Source organism: Candidatus Pseudomonas phytovorans, from assembly GCA_029202525.1.
Lineage (GTDB): Bacteria > Pseudomonadota > Gammaproteobacteria > Pseudomonadales > Pseudomonadaceae > Aquipseudomonas > Aquipseudomonas phytovorans.
In genome coordinates this window covers 2,440,672-2,456,776 of sequence record CP119325.1, presented here as the reverse complement: position 1 = coordinate 2,456,776, position 16,105 = coordinate 2,440,672, and the positions used below count along the sequence as shown (strand labels likewise).

Sequence of the window (16,105 nt, the reverse complement as noted above, 5' to 3'; positions counted from 1 at the left end):
GGATCAGATACCCCAGAGAATCTGCACACCCCAGACGAAGTAAGCGAACATCGCAACGCCGCATACCGCCTGGAACAGGAAACGTACCGCAGTTGCCGACTTGCCCAGCGCCATTGGCGTCAGGTAGTCGGTTGCAATGGTCCACATGCCGACCCAGGCGTGAGCGCCCAGGGCGACCAGCGCCAGCAAACTGAAGATACGCATCGCGTTATTGGAGAACAGACCGTGCCACTGGGCATAATCGATGCCCGGGTGCGCGGCGAGGTAACCGATCAGGAAAATGAAGTAAGCCGCGAGAACGACCGCAGATACGCGCTGCGCCATCCAGTCATAGAGGCCCGAACGCGAAAGGTTCGTGACGTTAGTTACCATATCCAAACTCCTGCAAGCACGATCACCACTACGGAAACAGCGATGATGATTTTCGAGCCCAGTCTTCCGCCTTCCAGCGTCTCACCGATGCCCATGTCCATAATCAGATGGCGCACGCCGGCAACCAGGTGATACAGCAAGGCAGACAGGAGACCCCACGCCACGAACTTGGCCAGCGGGCTGGTCAAGCACGCCTTCACCTCACCGAAACCTTCCTCGGAACCCAGGGATTTACCCAATGCGTAAAGCATGAAGGCCAGGCCCAGGAAGAGGATGATGCCGGATACACGGTGGAGGAATGACGTTACGCCGGTAATGGGGAGTTTGATGGTCCTTAGGTCTAGGTTTACAGGTCGTTGGCTTTTCACGGCTTTTTTCACACTGAAGAGCCCCTAGCGAATCAGGGCAAAGTTGTTGGTAAGTGTACTGGTCAGGTACCCACCACCCAGGGAACGGCGACCCCAGCAGTTCGGGCTTGCAAGCCCCTGGCGGTCGGGTGCCGAGTATAGACAGTTAGGCTGCTTATGACAACGTGACGGGGTAGCCCAAATAGCGCATTGCCTTTAACGGACAAAAGGCGTAAATGGGCGACAAATTCGGGAAAAATCAGGCTTGAAAGCCTGTTTCAACAAGCCTTTAGGCAAATTGACATCTGAATTTATCCCTCTATAGTGGTGCGGGCCCTGCGTGGGGGGTCTGTCTGATGATTTCTAGCATTAATAGGAGGCCACATGGCTGACAAAAAAGCGCAGTTGGTCATCGAGGGCGCTGCCCCCGTCGAGCTGCCCATTTTAACCGGCACCGTTGGTCCTGATGTAATCGACGTCCGCGGGTTGGGGGCCACTGGTCACTTCACCTTCGACCCTGGTTTCATGGCGACCGCCTCGTGCGAGTCGAAGATCACCTACATTGATGGTGACAAAGGGATCCTGCTGCACCGCGGCTACCCGATCGAGCAACTCGCCGAACAATCGGACTACCTCGAAACCTGCTACCTGCTGCTCAACGGCGAATTGCCGAATGCCGAGCAGAAGGCCCAGTTCGTCAGCACCGTCAAGAACCACACCATGGTTCACGAGCAGCTGAAGTCCTTCTTCAACGGTTTCCGCCGCGACGCTCACCCGATGGCGGTGATGTGCGGCGTGGTCGGCGCCCTGTCGGCGTTCTATCACGACTCCCTGGACATCAATAACCCGCAACACCGCGAAATTTCTGCGGTGCGCCTGGTCGCCAAGATGCCGACCCTGGCCGCGATGGTTTACAAGTACTCCATGGGCCAGCCGATGATGTACCCGCGCAACGACCTGTCGTACGCGGAAAACTTCCTGCACATGATGTTCAACACTCCGTGCGAGATCAAACCGATCAGCCCGGTGCTGGCCAAGGCAATGGACCGGATCTTCATCCTCCACGCCGACCACGAGCAGAACGCTTCCACTTCCACCGTGCGTCTGGCCGGCTCGTCGGGTGCCAACCCGTTCGCCTGTATTGCCGCCGGTATCGCCGCACTGTGGGGCCCGGCCCACGGCGGTGCGAACGAAGCCGTACTGACCATGCTCGATGAAATCGGCGATGTCTCGAACATCGACACATTCATCGCCAAGGCCAAAGACAAGAACGACCCGTTCAAGTTGATGGGCTTCGGTCACCGCGTGTACAAGAACCGCGACCCGCGCGCCACCGTGATGAAGCAGACCTGCGACGAAGTCCTGCGCGAGCTGGGCATCAAGAACGACCCGCAGCTGGAACTGGCCATGCGCCTCGAAGAGATCGCCCTGACCGATCCGTACTTCATCGAGCGCTCGCTGTACCCGAACGTCGACTTCTACTCGGGGATCATCCTCAAGGCGATCGGCATTCCGACCAGCATGTTCACCGTGATCTTCGCCCTGGCACGTACCGTGGGCTGGATCTCGCACTGGAAAGAAATGCTCTCCAGCCCGTACAAGATTGGCCGCCCGCGCCAGCTGTACACCGGCGAGCCAAAACGCGACATCGCTGCACTGAAGGACCGCAAGTAAGCTTTAATCGCCGAACGCAAAAAGGCTGCCCTCGGGCAGCCTTTTTTATTCCCGCTTTTCCTGTACCGGCCTCTTCGCGGGCTTGCCCGCTCCCACAGGTACCGCACAGCGCTCAAAGGCTGTGCAGTACCTGTGGGAGCGGGCAAGCCCGCGAAGAGGCCGCTACAGGCAGTAGAAAACCTCAGTTTTTCTCGGCCCGCTCACGCAGCCCTTTCAGGGTATTGAACGGCGCATCCACCACGAACTTGTTGGCCACCATCGCCGGCACGCTACCACCCGGTTCGGTGTGCACCTGATAGGTTACTTCCGTGCTGTCACCCTTGGGCACCAGCTTCCAGAAGCCCTCAACTTTCGCCACCCGCACAAAGCCCTTTTCTTCCGGGACATAGGTCGGCTCTTCGACCAGGTTACGGGTCAGGCTGCCATCCGCGCCCTTGACCGTGGTGATGTGCAGCACGGAATCGCGCGGGGTCACCGGCCATGGCGTATTGAACTGGGTGTAGGTCCAGCTCTGGTCGCCTTCATGCTTGAGCAGCTTCTGTGACTTGCACTCGTGAATCCAGGCACAGGCACCGGTCACATCTTCCTGTAGCGCCTGCACCTTGGCCAGCGGCGCCTTGATCAGGGTAACCCCCTGGTAAGCCTTGTACTTGGAGCCGGCCACTTCGCTGAGGGAAATCTTGATGCCCTCCTCGTCCTTGGCCACCTGCCAGTTTTCAGCCCAGGCCGCAGGCGACAGCAGAACACCCACACCACACAGCAGTGCAATACGCTTGAACGATCTCATCATGTTTATCCTTGTTGTCGAAGATCCAGCCTGTCACGCCGCCGTCATCTGCTCCCACCAGCCAAGAATCCTGATTGCCTCGTCACGGTCACTGCCGCACACCTCGACATCCGCCTTGAAGCCGCCACACACCGCCGGCCGCTCAGCCTTGCCGAACAGATCGCAAAGGTTGGCAGCCGTCAGGTGCAGGCAGCGTTCGCCAGCCGGCTTGCCATTGGGCATGCGCGGCATCGCAGAAGTGATGGACGGGGCGATGCAGCAGGCACCACAGCCCTCACGGCAGTTCATGGCTATTCACCAAAATCAGGACTCCCTGGAACAAAACGGGACGAACGTCCCTGGATAGTAACCGCTCAAACAGTCGTTTGAAATTGCTGGCACGATGAAATCTGCCGTGACCAAGCAGTCAGCTCCCGGCTACTGCCGGTACTCGAAATCAATCGCTGCCCCTTCCACGTCATGACGGCTGTCATTGCGCAACTGCAGCTGCATTTCGTTATTGATCAGCCGGCCATTGAGCTGGAAGGGGCTGTCGCTGGTTTCCGGCTTTTCGGTAAACATTGGCGGCAGCAAAGGCTTGCGCCGCTGGATAGGCGACGGGGTGCCGACATCCGGCTCCAGGGCGTTGACCATATCGACGGGCAGGCTGAGGTCCAGCTTGGGCTTGGGCAGGGGCTTGGCCACCGCTTTGCTGGTCGGTTTATGCGCCTTGGCCTTGCTGCTGGCGGCCTTTTTTACCACCCGCTTCTGCGCGGGCTTGGCTGCCACCTTTTTTTGCACGGGCTTGCCTTGGGCTGCCTGCGCCTGGCTTGCCGGCTGCGCGGCCAAGGCTGGGCTGCCCGGGTAGCAGAGCGTTGCAAGGCACAAGATCAGGGCAAAACAGCGCAAGACATTCATGGCAAATGGACAGACTGGCAAGAAAGGTGCGTATGCTCCATGTTCCACAGCCGGCTGGCAAGCCTTACAAAAGTGTGAGCCCAGGCTCCCTGCACAACTGCTGAGCCAACAAACCGAGCGTAATCACGGCCCGCTCGGCTTCCTTGTTCCACGGGATGCCACAGTTAAGGCGGATGCAGTGGTTGAACTGTTCTGTATTACTGAATATTAACCCCGGCGCGATGCTGATGCCCTGCTCCAGCGCCCGCACATGCAACTCCTGAGTATTGACCCGCCCGGGCAGGCTTATCCAGAGGATGAAGCCGCCCGTCGGCCGGGTCATCTGGGTACCCTCGGGGAAGTGCTGCTGGACCGCCAACTGGTAGGCGCTGAGGTTCTTGCGATACTCCTGGCGGATATAGCGCAGGTGGCGGTCGTAGCCACCATTTTCCAGGTAAGCCGCTACACCCATCTGCGTCACGCTACAGGCCGAATGGGTGGTGAAGGTCTGCAGGCGCTGAATTTCGTCCTGGTAGCGCCCGGCGATCATCCAGCCAACACGCACACCCGGGGACAGGGTCTTGGAAAAGCTTGAACAGTAGATCACTCTGTCCAGCCGGTCGTACGCCTTCAACGCCTTGGTCTTGCCTTGCTCGAACATCAACTCGCCATAGATGTCGTCCTCGACGATCTGGATGTCGAAATCCGACGCCAGGCGTAACAGTTGCTTCTGCCGCTCTTCCGGAACAGTGCCGCCCAACGGATTGCTCAGCCGGGCGGTAAGCACCAAGGCCTTGATCGACCACTGGTTGGCCGCCAACTGCAAGGCTTCAAGGCTAATACCGGTGGACGGGTCGCTGGGGATTTCGATCACCTTCAGGCCCAGCAGGTCGGCCAGTTGCAGCAAGCCGTAATACGTCGGCGACTCGGCAGCGATCAGATCGCCCGGGCGGGTCAGCACACGCAGCGACATTTGCAGGGCATCAACGCAGCCATGGGTCACGATCACTTCACGCGGGTCGACCAGCACGCCGGCATCGCGCATGCGAATGGCGATCTGCCGTCGCAGCGGCTCGAAACCGGGGCTGAACATGTAACTAAAGGCGCGCGGGCTGTGAAAGCGGGTGACCTTGGCAATCTGCTGGTGCAAGGCACGGACCGGCAGGTAGTCGACATGCGGCACCGCAGCGCCGAACGGGAACACGCCATCACGGCGGGCCTCAGTCAGCACTTGCTGGATGATGCTGGCGCGAGTGACCAGGCCGGGGCGCTCCACCCGGGCAATGTCCGGGGTTTGCGCGGTCAGGGCCGGCGTCTGGTGCACGTAGTAGCCAGATTGTGGCCGCGCGCGGATCAGCCCTTGGTCTTCAAGGTTGGCATAGGCCTGCAGCACCGTGGCATGGCTGACATTGAGCTGGGCGCTCATCTTGCGCACGGAAGGTACCCGCTCGCCTGGCTGGTAGACACCGCGACGGATGTCATCGGCCAGTTGCTGGGCGATACGCTGGTACAGCAACAGGTTGGTCATGGCGGCAGGCTCGTTGTTCTTGTACGGCTCAGTGACGGTAGAGGATACCGTAACAGTTGCAAAGTGTACTGGGACAGATGGCGTGCTCGCCACAACATCTTAGGCGCCTGCCAGATCGAGCGCCGCCCGCGCGGCGCATCGCGAGCTGCGCTCGCTCCCACGTTTGTTTCGGGCCAATTATTCCTGAGGGATTTGTGCGCGAACGCTCTGGCGCACGGCTCGATATTGTGCCGTACACACCAGGCGGTCGCGCGCGCCTGCCACAAGCGTTACTGGCCCGAAACAAACGTGGGAGCGAGCGCAGCTCGCGATGCGCCGCGCGGGCGGCGCTCGATCTCATAGGCGCAGACAATGCCGAGGCAAACACCCCAGCCTCACCGCGCCGGCGCGAGCTTGCCCTTGTCGTCGGAGAACACGATCTCCACCCGGCGGTTCTGCGCCCTGCCCCGCTCCGAGGCATTGGCCTCGATCGGGTACTGGTCACCATAGCCCTCGACCTGCAGACGCTTTTCGTCGATACCCAGGTCCACAAGCATGTCGGCCACGGCCTGCGCCCGGTCGCGCGACAGCTTCAGGTTGTCCTCGGCCGCGCCAGTGCTGTCGGTATAGCCCTCGATCCGCACCACCCGCCGCGGGTTGAGCTGAAGGAACTGCACCAGCTTGAGCACGGTGCGGCTGGCCGAATTCTTGAGGTCGGCCCGGCCAGTATCGAACAGCACGTCACCCAAGGTCATTACCAGGCCACGGTCAGTCTGCTCCGAAGCCAGTGCAGCGATCTGCGACTCGACCCACTTGCCCTGCTGCTGCACGCTGGCCAGCTTGGCCTCGCGCAACGCCAGCTGCAGGCGCTGACGCTCAAGGTCAAGCTTGGCCTGGCGCTCCTGGCTCAGCGCCAGCTTGGCATGCTCACTGGCAATTTCGCTGTAGCGCTGGCTAAGGTAGGCGTAATGACGCACATCGGAACCGGTGCCGATGTAGCTGGACAGGCGCTCGGCACGGGCCAGCGACTCGCCTGCGCGGATAACGTCCCGTGGCGCACTGCGCAGCACATCGGAATCATCCTTGACCTTGGCGAAGGTGGCACTGGCTTCATCCAGCGCGGCAGAGCTGCGCTGGCTGGCGCAACCTTGCAAACCTGCGGCCAGCACCAGCAACGCCAGCGCGGCCAATGGCGTACGGCGGATCATGGCTGCACCTCCAGTTGCTTGCGCAAGCGCTTGACCCGCGACTGTAGCAGTTGCAACTGCTCTTCACTCTTCTGGTTCAGTACCTGCGCCTCGGCCAGACGAGCATCCAGTTCGGCCTGCTCGGCACGCATGCGCGCGTCGCGGTAGTCTTCAGTCAGCATATTGGCCCGGGCCCGGGACAGCTTGTCTTCAGCCAGTTTGAGCGTTTCGACCTGCTCGGTGGCACCTACGGCCTTGGCCTGTTCCAGTGCCTGTTCGGAAATGCGCATCTGCTCGTCAGGGGCCGGGTCGTTGGCGCAGCCAGCCAGGCCGAGCACGGCCAAGGCAAGGATTAGTGGTTGGGTTCTCACGCAATCTTCCTAGTGTTTGGGGGCGTCCGCCGGCACCTGCAACTGCGCTTTCCAGCGCTCGACATTACGTTGCAGGACGGCCTCGGACGCACCGGAGATCGGCAATTCTGTCAGTTTTTTCGCCAATTGCCCACGCAACCAGCTGTCATTGCATGCCGAGTTGTGCGAAAGGGCCAGGTACAGGCCTGGCCGATCCACCGGCAGGCCACGGGCGATCAGGTCATTGTTCATGCCCAGGCTCTGGGCCATGGCCATGCCCGAATAGCGGCCGGCGAGCACGTAGTCCACCTGGCCAAGCACCAGCTTCTGGAACGCCTGGGTCAGGTTCTGCGCCGGCACCAGCTTCAGCTGGGCCTTGGCAAACGCGGTAAAGGCCGGGGTCAGGCGCGCGCGCTCAGACAAGCTGCCCTGGTATTTGGCCAGGTCCGCCGGGCCATCGAAAGTCAGCTCGGCGTCGTGGCGTGTCCACACCAGGTACTCGTTGAGCTGAAGGGGTGGGTGGATGTAGTCCAGCGCGGTCAGCTGTTCGACCTGCATGGGCGTATCGAGCAGCAAGTCCATACGCCCGCTGCGCACTTCCTCCAGGGCCTGATCGCGACGGCCTGCATTCAGTACTTCTACCTTCACACCCAGCTCGCCAGCGACCTGGCGCAATAGGTCCACGTTGGCACCGATCAGGTGTTTCGGGTCTTTCGGGTCTTGCCACGAATAGGGCGGCGCATCGGGGCTGCCGGTTGCCACCAGGCGCTCGCATTTGCCTGCTGCCATGGCCAATGGCGAAGCCAACACTGCCATGCATGCCAGCACCCTGCCCGTTCCGCGCAACGTCATCCCTCACTCCTCAACCCATAAAAAAACCCGACCCTCAATGCGAGGGCCGGGTTCTTTATAAGTGAAGCAGGCGGATCAGACCAGCTTTTCCAGCTCCGGAACCGCTTCGAACAGGTCAGCGACCAGGCCGTAGTCGGCCACCTGGAAGATCGGCGCTTCTTCGTCCTTGTTGATCGCAACGATCACTTTGGAGTCTTTCATGCCGGCCAGGTGCTGGATCGCGCCAGAGATACCGACGGCGATGTACAGCTGCGGCGCAACGATCTTGCCGGTCTGGCCGACCTGCATGTCGTTCGGCACGAAGCCTGCGTCAACCGCAGCACGCGAGGCACCGACGGCAGCGCCGAGCTTGTCGGCCAGGCTGTACAGGTGCTTGAAGTTGTCACCGTTACCCATGCCACGGCCGCCGGAAACGACGATCTTGGCAGCGGTCAGCTCAGGGCGGTCGGACTTGGCCAGCTCTTCACCAACAAAGGCCGAAATGCCAGCGTTGTGCGCAGCGCCAACCGCTTCAACAGCGGCCGAGCCACCTTCGGCGGCGACTGGGTCGAAGCCGGTGGTACGCACGGTGATGACCTTGACCGAAGCGCTCGATTGCACGGTGGCAATGGCGTTACCGGCATAGATCGGGCGCTTGAAGGTGTCGGCGGACTCGACCGAGATGATCTCGGAAATCTGGTCCACGTCCAGCAGCGCGGCAACGCGCGGCAGGATGTTCTTGCCGTTGGTGGTGGCCGGGGCCAGCACGTGGCTGTAACCCTTTGCCAACTCGACAATCAGCGGCGCGACGTTCTCTGGCAGAGCGTGGGCGTAGGCGGCGTTATCGGCAACCAGCACCTTGGCCACACCAGCGATCTTGGCAGCGGCTTCAGCAACGCCACCAACGTTCTGGCCAGCGACCAGCACGTGTACATCACCACCGACCTTGGCGGCAGCAGCGACAGTGTTCAGGGTGGCCGGGGCTACGGCACCTTTCTCGTGTTCAGCGACAACCAGGATAGTCATTTAGATTACCTTCGCTTCGTTCTTCAGCTTCTCGACCAGTTCGGCCACCGATTTGACCTTGATGCCAGCGCTGCGGGCAGCCGGGGCTTCAACCTTCAGGGTCTTGTTGGTGGAGGCGAGGGAAACGCCCAGCGCATCTGGAGTAACGGTTTCCAGTGGCTTTTTCTTGGCCTTCATGATGTTCGGCAGCGACGCGTAGCGTGGCTCGTTCAGGCGCAGGTCGGTGGTGACGATGGCTGGCAGGTTCAGCGATACGGTCTGCAGGCCACCATCGATTTCACGGGTGACGTTCAGCTTGTCGCCAGCGACTTCGACCTTGGAGGCGAAGGTGCCCTGTGCGTAGCCGGTCAGCGCAGCCAGCATCTGGCCGGTCTGGTTGTTGTCGCTGTCGATGGCCTGCTTGCCAAGGATGACCAGCTGCGGCTGCTCCTTGTCGACAACGGCCTTCAACGCCTTGGCCACAGCCAGGGAGTTCAGCTCGTCAGCAGCCTCTACCAGGATGGCACGGTCGGCACCCAGGGCCAGGGCGGTACGCAGTTGCTCCTGGGCAGTGGTCGGGCCGACGGACACGACGACGATCTCGGTCGCAACGCCTTTCTCTTTTAGGCGTACGGCTTCTTCCACGGCGATTTCGCAGAAGGGGTTCATGGACATCTTGACGTTAGCAAGGTCGACGCCGGAGTTGTCCGCTTTGACGCGAACCTTGACGTTGTAGTCGACCACTCGTTTGACAGCTACAAGAACCTTCATGGATTCCTCGTTACTCTCCGGTGAATAGATAGTCGCCTGGGGCAGAGCCCGGCGATGCGCGTGGGTACAAGGGCACCTCTAAAAACGTATCGGGAGCCAGTATCTTCAGCGTGACCGAACAGTCTTGTCCGGACTCTTGCGACAAATACTCACGGGTCATTTTCTGTCGTGGCGTGTAAACTCCACTACAAACCGGCCCAAGGCCGCAAAACCCTGCTCCACACCTGGTCTTTAGAGGTGTACCTGCGCCCGGCTGCAAGCCTACGGCGAACGTAAAACCGCTCGTATCTTGACCGTAACACCCCATCCGGTCAATACGGCAAATCGGTCACCCTCCAGCCGCGTTCCTGTGATTTTACTGGCCTGCGGCAAATTCAAACAAACGTTTGTATTGGACCCGCCAAGTGGTGTAGATATAATGCGCGGCCAAGACAAAACGGTGTAGTCCGTCATTTGCGCAGCTACAGTTTCGCTCCCGTGATGAGCCACTGCGCGCAAGCACCCAATAAGACAAAGCAATAGCACGAGCCTTGATGAGTAGGAGAGAACCAGTGGAACGCGAATACATGGAATTCGACGTGGTCATCGTCGGCGCCGGCCCGGCGGGCCTGTCCGCCGCCTGCCGCCTGAAGCAGAAGGCCGCCGAAGCCGGTAGCGAAATCAGCGTCTGCGTGGTGGAAAAAGGCTCTGAAGTCGGCGCCCACATCCTCTCCGGCGCGGTGTTCGAACCCCGTGCGCTGAACGAGCTGTTCCCTGACTGGAAAGAGCTCGGCGCCCCGCTGAACACCGAAGTGAAGCGCGACGACATCTATGTGCTCAAGGATGCCGGCAGCGCCACCAAGGTGCCTGACCTGTTCGTGCCCAAGACCATGCACAACCATGGCAACTACATCATCTCGCTGGGCAACCTGTGCCGCTGGCTGGCCCAGCAGGCCGAGAACCTGGGCGTGGAAGTCTACCCGGGCTTCGCCGCCCAGGAAGCGCTGTTCGATGAAAACGGCGTGGTGCGCGGCATCGTCACGGGTGACATGGGTGTGGACCGTGAAGGCCACCCCAAAGATGGCATGTACACCCCGGGCATGGAGTTGCGTGGCAAGTACACCCTGTTCGCCGAAGGTTGCCGTGGCCACATCGGCAAGCAGCTGATCAAGCGCTTCGACCTCGACAACGAGTCCGATGTCCAGCACTACGGCATCGGCCTGAAAGAAATCTGGGAAATCGACCCTGCCAAGCACGAACAGGGCCTGGTGGTGCACACCGCCGGCTGGCCGCTGGATGTGGTGGCCAAGGACAACACCGGTGGCTCGTTCCTCTACCACCTGGAAAATAACCAGGTGGTGGTCGGCCTGATCGTCGACCTGTCCTATGCCAACCCGTACCTGTCGCCGTTCGACGAATTCCAGCGCCTCAAGCACCACCCGGTGATGAGCCAGTACCTCGAAGGCGGCAAGCGTATCAGCTACGGCGCCCGCGCCATCTGCAAGGGCGGCCTGAACTCGCTGCCGAAGATGGTCTTCAACGGCGGCGCCCTGATCGGCTGCGACCTTGGCACCCTGAACTTCTCGAAGATCAAGGGCAGCCACACCGCGATGAAGTCGGGCATGCTCGCGGCCGAAGCAGTAGCAGACGCACTGATCGCTGGCAGCGAGGGTGGCGATGCGCTGAACACTTACGTTGATGCCTTCAAGGCCAGCTGGCTGCACGAAGAACTGTTTGCCAGCCGCAACTTTGGCCCGGCGCTGCACAAGTTCGGCCCACTGCTCGGTGGTGCGTTCAACTATGTTGACCAGAACTGGTTCGGCGGCAAGCTGCCGTTCACCCTGCACGACACCAAGCCGGACTACGCCTGCCTCAAGCTCGCCGCCGATTCGAAAAAGATCGACTACCCGAAACCGGACGGCAAGCTCAGCTTCGACAAGCTCAGCTCGGTATTCCTCTCCAGCACCAACCATGAAGAGGAACAACCTTGCCACCTGAAGCTGACCGACCCGAACGTACCGATCGCCAGCAACCTGCCGCTGTACGACGAACCGGCCCAGCGCTACTGCCCAGCGGGCGTGTACGAGGTGGTCACCCAGGAAGACGGCAACAAGCGCTTCCAGATCAACGCGCAGAACTGCGTACATTGCAAGACCTGCGACATCAAGGACCCGGCCCAGAACATCACCTGGGTCACCCCTGAAGGCGCTGGCGGGCCGAACTACCCGAACATGTAACGCCCCTGCCCTTGTTGCAACAGAAAGCCCCCGGGTCTCATGAGCCGGGGGCTTTTTGTTAACTGCCACTATCAGGCAGTACGCACTTCCTCGAAGAGCTCTGGATGGCGATCCAGCAGTTTGAACAGTTTGACCAGCGCCACTGGCGGCGTGGTCTTGCCGTTTTCATAACGGGAGAATGCATTGACCCCACCACCGAAAATTTCCCCAGCCTCTCGCTGATCAAGGTCGAACTTCCTGCGCATGGCAACAATGAAACCTGGATCGACAACGGCCGCATTGACCTTGCGCTCAAACGCCGTCATCAGATCACTCATACGCTGTGCCTCGTCCATGCTCAGCACCGCTTCACCACAGGCCGGGCAGTAGTCACCCGAGATCTCCGGGATGACGGTCGACTCACCTTTGTAGCGATAAGGCATGTCTCGAGACTGCGCGACCAACTCTGCGCCTCCACACAGGGGACATTTCATTTCAAAGCTCCTTGAAAGATACGATGAGCAAATCGTCGATCACTGTCAGCTTGAGGTAGGCTCTGCCACCGGCGGTTTGCGCCCGATAGACATCCTGCCAGACCCGGTGATCGTGGTAGCTCGTCATGCTTTTATGGAAGTCGCGCGGCGATAGCCTGCGGACGACATCCAACATGTCATAGGGACGTAGCCCAAGTGACCGCGCCCCCAAGGCCGCCGCCTGGGTAGTACGGACCTTGCCCTGGCTCAACAAGGTTTGCAGCCGATCCAGCGGGCAGTGAGGCGTTCTCTTTTCCATGAGAAATTAACCTTCCAGGTTAAATTTGGCTAATAGGTTATTTCAATAACCCCCACCCGGAAGTCTGCTTCAGCCTGCAAAACCCCCTATCCAGTCATTTGTCACCGCACATGATCGGTATCGGCTCCGCCGCAAATACCAATGGCTCACGTCGCCCGAAATACAAGGCCGTCAGCAACCCTACCGCGCCCATGATCAGACAAAACCCGACACACACCCACGGGTTCCACGGCATCAGGGCAATCAGCGCCAAGGGCGTGGTGCTGGCCCACAGGGCGTAGGCCACGTTGTAGGTAAAGGAAATGCCCGACACACGGATTTCGGCCGGGAACAGCCCGACCATCACCGACGGCACCACCCCCACCACACCGCAGCTCAACCCCGCCAGCGCGTAGGCCAGCCAGTTCATGCCCCACTGCCCAATCAGGCTGGCGTACAACGCGCCGATACCCAGCGGCAACAGCACGCTGTAGAGCATCAGCGCACGCCAGGCGCCCACGCGGTCAACCAGCAACCCGGCCAGCACGCAGCCAATATTGAGGAAGACGATACCCACGCTGCTCAGGGCGAAGGTGTGTCCGGCGCTCATGCCGAAGCGCTGCTGCATCACCGTCGGGGTAATCACCACCAGCACCACCACCGCTGAGGTCAGCACACAGGTCAGCAATGCGGCCGGGATCAACGCCCGGCGGTGTTCGCTCAGTACCCGCCGCAACGGGAACTTCACCGGTTGCTCCTGACGTGCGCGCAGGGCCAGGAACACCGGCGTTTCGCTGAGCCAGCGACGCAGCCACACGCCAATCACGCCAAACACTCCACCCAGCAGGAACGGGTAGCGCCAGGCGTAGTCGAGGATTTCCTGCGGCGTGAACACCTGCGCCAACAAGGTCGCGGTCAGCGCCCCCAGCAGGTAGCCGAAGGTCAGCCCGGCCTGCAGGAAGCCCAGTGCGTAGCCGCGCCGCCCGTCTGGCGCGTGCTCGGCAACGAAGGTCCAGGCACTCGGCACCTCACCGCCCACAGCCGCACCCTGGAAGATCCGCAGCGCCAGCAGAATCAGCGGCGCGGCATAGCCGATGTCGGCATAGGTCGGCATCACGCCGATCAGCAGGCATGGCAGGGCCATCATCAGGATGCTCAGGCTGAACACCCGTTTACGCCCCAAGTGATCGGCAAAGTGCGCCATCAGGATGCCGCCCAGCGGCCGCGCCAGGTAACCGGTGACGAAGATGCCAAAGCTTTGCAGCAGGCGCAGCCACTCGGGCATTTCAGGCGGGAAGAACAGTTGGCTGAGGGTCAGCGCAAAAAACACGAAAATGATGAAATCGTAGATTTCCAGCGCGCCGCCCAATGCAGCCAGGCCCAGGGTCCGGTGATCGCCGCGGCTGAACCGGGGCGGGCGAGCGGTATCGATGGCAGTCATGGCAGGGTCCGCAAATCGGCAAAGGGCAAGAGGATAGCAAATAGCTGCCCCGTTGCCCTGCCCCTGCCCCTGCGCCGCTAGCGGTTGAACACCGTGTGCGCGAAATTGGCCCGCGGCCGTGGCCGCACCGCAGTAGCCGGCATGCTGCCCGGCAACGGCAGTTTGCCGATCAGCAGTGGCGCGTCGATGATTGCCATGAACGACTCCAGCGCCTCGTTATCAGGCACCTGCGGCAGGCTCAGGCTGACCGACTGGCGCTCGGTCTGCGGCACCGAGGGCACTTTCAACTGACTGGAGTGGTAAAGAAGCGCGTGCTGGATCTGCGTGCTGACGCGGCAGAAGCGCGCCAGGTCGACCCCGGCATGATTGGCCAGCTCGATATTGCCCAGCAGCAAGTGAAATGGCTGCAAGGCGCAATGCACCAGGCGCTGCAGCTCCTCGAAGCTCTCCACGGGGGCTATCCGGTAATAGCCCAGGCCGTTGAGCAGCCGTTCCAGCTGCAGCCGCTGGCATGGGTGTGCGTCGGCAATAAGGATGCGCAGGGTCTTGTTTGCCATGGTGGGACCTGGGCAGTTGGGTAATGGGTACGCTCCATGACCATACTGCGCCGGTAACGGCTACTGCCAAGGCCAAGCCTGGCAGCGGTCTTCTTTGATAGAAGTCGGGAAAAGCGCATAAATCAAGTGATTGAGTGACGGAATTTGCATTTTCCTTTAACCCTTGCGGGGTACACCACACCCTAAACCCAGGCGCTCGCGCTTCGTATAAAAAAGGCCCATGCCCCAAGGCATCGCCTCATATATTCTCGGAGTAGCATGATGTTTCGCCCTGCCCTAGCTTTTTTCGCCCTGACCTTGTCCAGCGTCGCATGGTCCGCCGAGCCCTGTTCGGTGGACATCCACAGCACCGACCAGATGACCTACGACCTGAAGACGATCACCGTACCGCAGGCCTGCCAACGCTTCACGGTGAACCTGCATCACACCGGCACGATGCCCAGGAACATCATGGGTCACAACTGGGTACTGGCCAAACAGGAAGACATCAAAGGCGTGACCACCGATGGCGCCACGGCAGGTGAAGCCAATAACTACATCCAGCCGGGAGACAAGCGCGTGCTCGCCCATACCCGGCTGATTGGTGGGGGTGAAAAGGATTCGGTCACCTTCGACACCGGCGCGCTGCAGGCAGGCCAGGCGTACACATTCTTCTGCTCCTACCCTTTCCACTCGACCATGATGAAGGGCGCTCTTGCATTTGGCACACCGTCGGGCAGCTGACGCGACCGGAACGCGGGCCGCGTAGCCGGGCATGCGCTCAGGCCTCGGCCCACTCGCGCATGCGCAGCCGGCAATGTTTCATGGCGTTGACGATGTGCTTTTCCACCATGGCCTTGGACAGACCCAGGCGCGTGGCAATTTCGCCATGCGACAGGCCTTCGAGCTTGCGTAGCAGAAAGCACTGTCGGCAGGTCTCGCCCAATTCTGCCACCGCACGTTGCAGCAACGCCAGGCGCTCTTCCTGGCGGCAGACGCCGTGCACGGGCGCGACAAAGAATCGCTCGTCGGTTTCCAGTATTTCCAGGGACTCGGCGCGACGGACCTTGCTGCGCCGATGGCCATCGGTGACCAGGTTCAGGGCGGTGCGATACAGGAAAGCGCGGGGATGGGAGATCTGCGTGTCGTCAGCCCGTTCGAGCACCCGCAGATAGGCTTCCTGAGCAATATCCTCGGCAGCATGCCGGCTGCCGAGGCGCGAACGAAGGTACCCGACCAGTTCACGGTAGTAATGCTCGAGCAGCACACCCGAAGACGGCATCGAAGCGCTTTCCCTGTTTTCCGATGATTTTAGAAATTCGATGCAGGCCATGTAATGGCACAGCAGGCGCACAAACTATAATAATTCTCATCAAGTTTAAAGACGTTGTTACATTTCCCCCGCCCGCAAGGGGCGCTACACGCTAAATCCGTCCGTAGCGCTTTCGTTTAATC

19 protein-coding genes are annotated in these 16,105 nt (G+C 60.7%); 3 read left to right on the top strand and 16 right to left on the bottom strand.

Annotated elements, in window-relative coordinates; genetic code table 11:
* Positions 1 to 3: 3 nt before the first annotated feature.
* Together sdhD and sdhC are read right to left on the bottom strand one after the other, a co-directional pair.
* Positions 4 to 372, bottom strand: a complete 369-nt coding sequence (gene sdhD, locus P0Y58_10810) for a succinate dehydrogenase, hydrophobic membrane anchor protein (GenBank protein ID WEK32652.1) — start codon at positions 370 to 372, stop codon at positions 4 to 6.
* Positions 366 to 752 (bottom strand): succinate dehydrogenase, cytochrome b556 subunit, encoded by a 387-nt coding sequence (gene sdhC / locus P0Y58_10805; GenBank protein WEK32651.1) that lies wholly within the window; start codon positions 750 to 752, stop codon positions 366 to 368. The genes sdhD and sdhC overlap by 7 nt, the downstream gene beginning before the upstream one ends.
* A gap of 351 nt (positions 753 to 1,103) precedes the next feature.
* On the opposite strand from sdhC, the gene gltA reads away from it, so the two are divergent.
* The gene (gene gltA, locus P0Y58_10800) at positions 1,104 to 2,393 is read left to right on the top strand and encodes a citrate synthase (protein ID WEK32650.1); all 1,290 of its coding nucleotides are present in this window, start codon (positions 1,104 to 1,106) and stop codon (positions 2,391 to 2,393) included.
* Between the two features lie 181 nt (positions 2,394 to 2,574).
* On the opposite strand, the gene P0Y58_10795 is transcribed toward gltA, so the two are convergent.
* The 9 genes from P0Y58_10795 to P0Y58_10755 form a co-directional block, all read right to left on the bottom strand.
* Positions 2,575 to 3,180, bottom strand: coding sequence for an START domain-containing protein (locus P0Y58_10795; protein WEK33310.1), 606 nt, complete (start codon positions 3,178 to 3,180; stop codon positions 2,575 to 2,577).
* Positions 3,181 to 3,213: 33 nt separating this feature from the next.
* Positions 3,214 to 3,468 carry a YkgJ family cysteine cluster protein gene (locus P0Y58_10790; protein ID WEK32649.1) on the bottom strand — a complete coding sequence of 85 codons (255 nt, stop codon included), beginning with the start codon at positions 3,466 to 3,468 and terminating at the stop codon, positions 3,214 to 3,216.
* Between the two features lie 129 nt (positions 3,469 to 3,597).
* On the bottom strand, positions 3,598 to 4,077 hold the full coding sequence (locus P0Y58_10785) for a hypothetical protein (protein WEK32648.1): 480 nt from the start codon (positions 4,075 to 4,077) through the stop codon (positions 3,598 to 3,600).
* 64 nt (positions 4,078 to 4,141) lie between these two features.
* Positions 4,142 to 5,584, bottom strand: a complete 1,443-nt coding sequence (locus tag P0Y58_10780) for a PLP-dependent aminotransferase family protein (protein WEK32647.1) — start codon at positions 5,582 to 5,584, stop codon at positions 4,142 to 4,144.
* A gap of 374 nt (positions 5,585 to 5,958) precedes the next feature.
* The gene (locus P0Y58_10775; protein ID WEK32646.1) at positions 5,959 to 6,771 is read right to left on the bottom strand and encodes an OmpA family protein; all 813 of its coding nucleotides are present in this window, start codon (positions 6,769 to 6,771) and stop codon (positions 5,959 to 5,961) included.
* On the bottom strand, positions 6,768 to 7,121 hold the full coding sequence (locus P0Y58_10770) for a DUF4398 domain-containing protein (GenBank protein ID WEK32645.1): 354 nt from the start codon (positions 7,119 to 7,121) through the stop codon (positions 6,768 to 6,770). The genes P0Y58_10775 and P0Y58_10770 overlap by 4 nt, the downstream gene beginning before the upstream one ends.
* Positions 7,122 to 7,130: 9 nt before the next feature.
* Positions 7,131 to 7,952, bottom strand: a complete 822-nt coding sequence (locus tag P0Y58_10765) for a transporter substrate-binding domain-containing protein (GenBank protein WEK32644.1) — start codon at positions 7,950 to 7,952, stop codon at positions 7,131 to 7,133.
* Between the two features lie 75 nt (positions 7,953 to 8,027).
* Positions 8,028 to 8,957, bottom strand: a complete 930-nt coding sequence (locus tag P0Y58_10760) for an FAD-binding protein (GenBank protein ID WEK32643.1) — start codon at positions 8,955 to 8,957, stop codon at positions 8,028 to 8,030.
* Complete coding sequence (locus P0Y58_10755) at positions 8,958 to 9,707, bottom strand: electron transfer flavoprotein subunit beta/FixA family protein (protein ID WEK32642.1); 750 nt, start codon at positions 9,705 to 9,707, stop codon at positions 8,958 to 8,960.
* A 533-nt stretch (positions 9,708 to 10,240) separates the two neighbouring features.
* On the opposite strand from P0Y58_10755, the gene P0Y58_10750 reads away from it, so the two are divergent.
* Entirely contained in the window at positions 10,241 to 11,923 is a 1,683-nt protein-coding gene (locus P0Y58_10750; GenBank protein WEK32641.1) for an electron transfer flavoprotein-ubiquinone oxidoreductase, read from the top strand.
* 71 nt (positions 11,924 to 11,994) lie between these two features.
* Here the strand turns inward: P0Y58_10750 and P0Y58_10745 are convergent, their stop codons facing one another.
* The 4 genes from P0Y58_10745 to P0Y58_10730 form a co-directional block, all read right to left on the bottom strand.
* A complete protein-coding gene (locus P0Y58_10745; protein ID WEK32640.1) occupies positions 11,995 to 12,396 on the bottom strand; it encodes a type II toxin-antitoxin system MqsA family antitoxin in 402 nt (133 codons plus the stop codon).
* Between the two features lies 1 nt (position 12,397).
* Complete coding sequence (locus tag P0Y58_10740) at positions 12,398 to 12,694, bottom strand: type II toxin-antitoxin system MqsR family toxin (protein ID WEK32639.1); 297 nt, start codon at positions 12,692 to 12,694, stop codon at positions 12,398 to 12,400.
* Positions 12,695 to 12,788: 94 nt separating this feature from the next.
* Positions 12,789 to 14,114, bottom strand: a complete 1,326-nt coding sequence (locus tag P0Y58_10735) for an MFS transporter (GenBank protein WEK32638.1) — start codon at positions 14,112 to 14,114, stop codon at positions 12,789 to 12,791.
* A 77-nt stretch (positions 14,115 to 14,191) separates the two neighbouring features.
* Positions 14,192 to 14,671 carry a histidine kinase gene (locus tag P0Y58_10730; protein WEK32637.1) on the bottom strand — a complete coding sequence of 160 codons (480 nt, stop codon included), beginning with the start codon at positions 14,669 to 14,671 and terminating at the stop codon, positions 14,192 to 14,194.
* A gap of 261 nt (positions 14,672 to 14,932) precedes the next feature.
* Here P0Y58_10730 and azu point away from each other — a divergent pair, with 261 nt between their 5' ends.
* Positions 14,933 to 15,394, top strand: coding sequence for an azurin (azu, locus tag P0Y58_10725; GenBank protein ID WEK33309.1), 462 nt, complete (start codon positions 14,933 to 14,935; stop codon positions 15,392 to 15,394).
* A gap of 37 nt (positions 15,395 to 15,431) precedes the next feature.
* Here azu and P0Y58_10720 read toward each other — a convergent pair whose 3' ends face one another.
* A complete protein-coding gene (locus P0Y58_10720) occupies positions 15,432 to 15,932 on the bottom strand; it encodes a sigma-70 family RNA polymerase sigma factor (GenBank protein ID WEK32636.1) in 501 nt (166 codons plus the stop codon).
* Positions 15,933 to 16,105 lie beyond the last annotated feature (173 nt).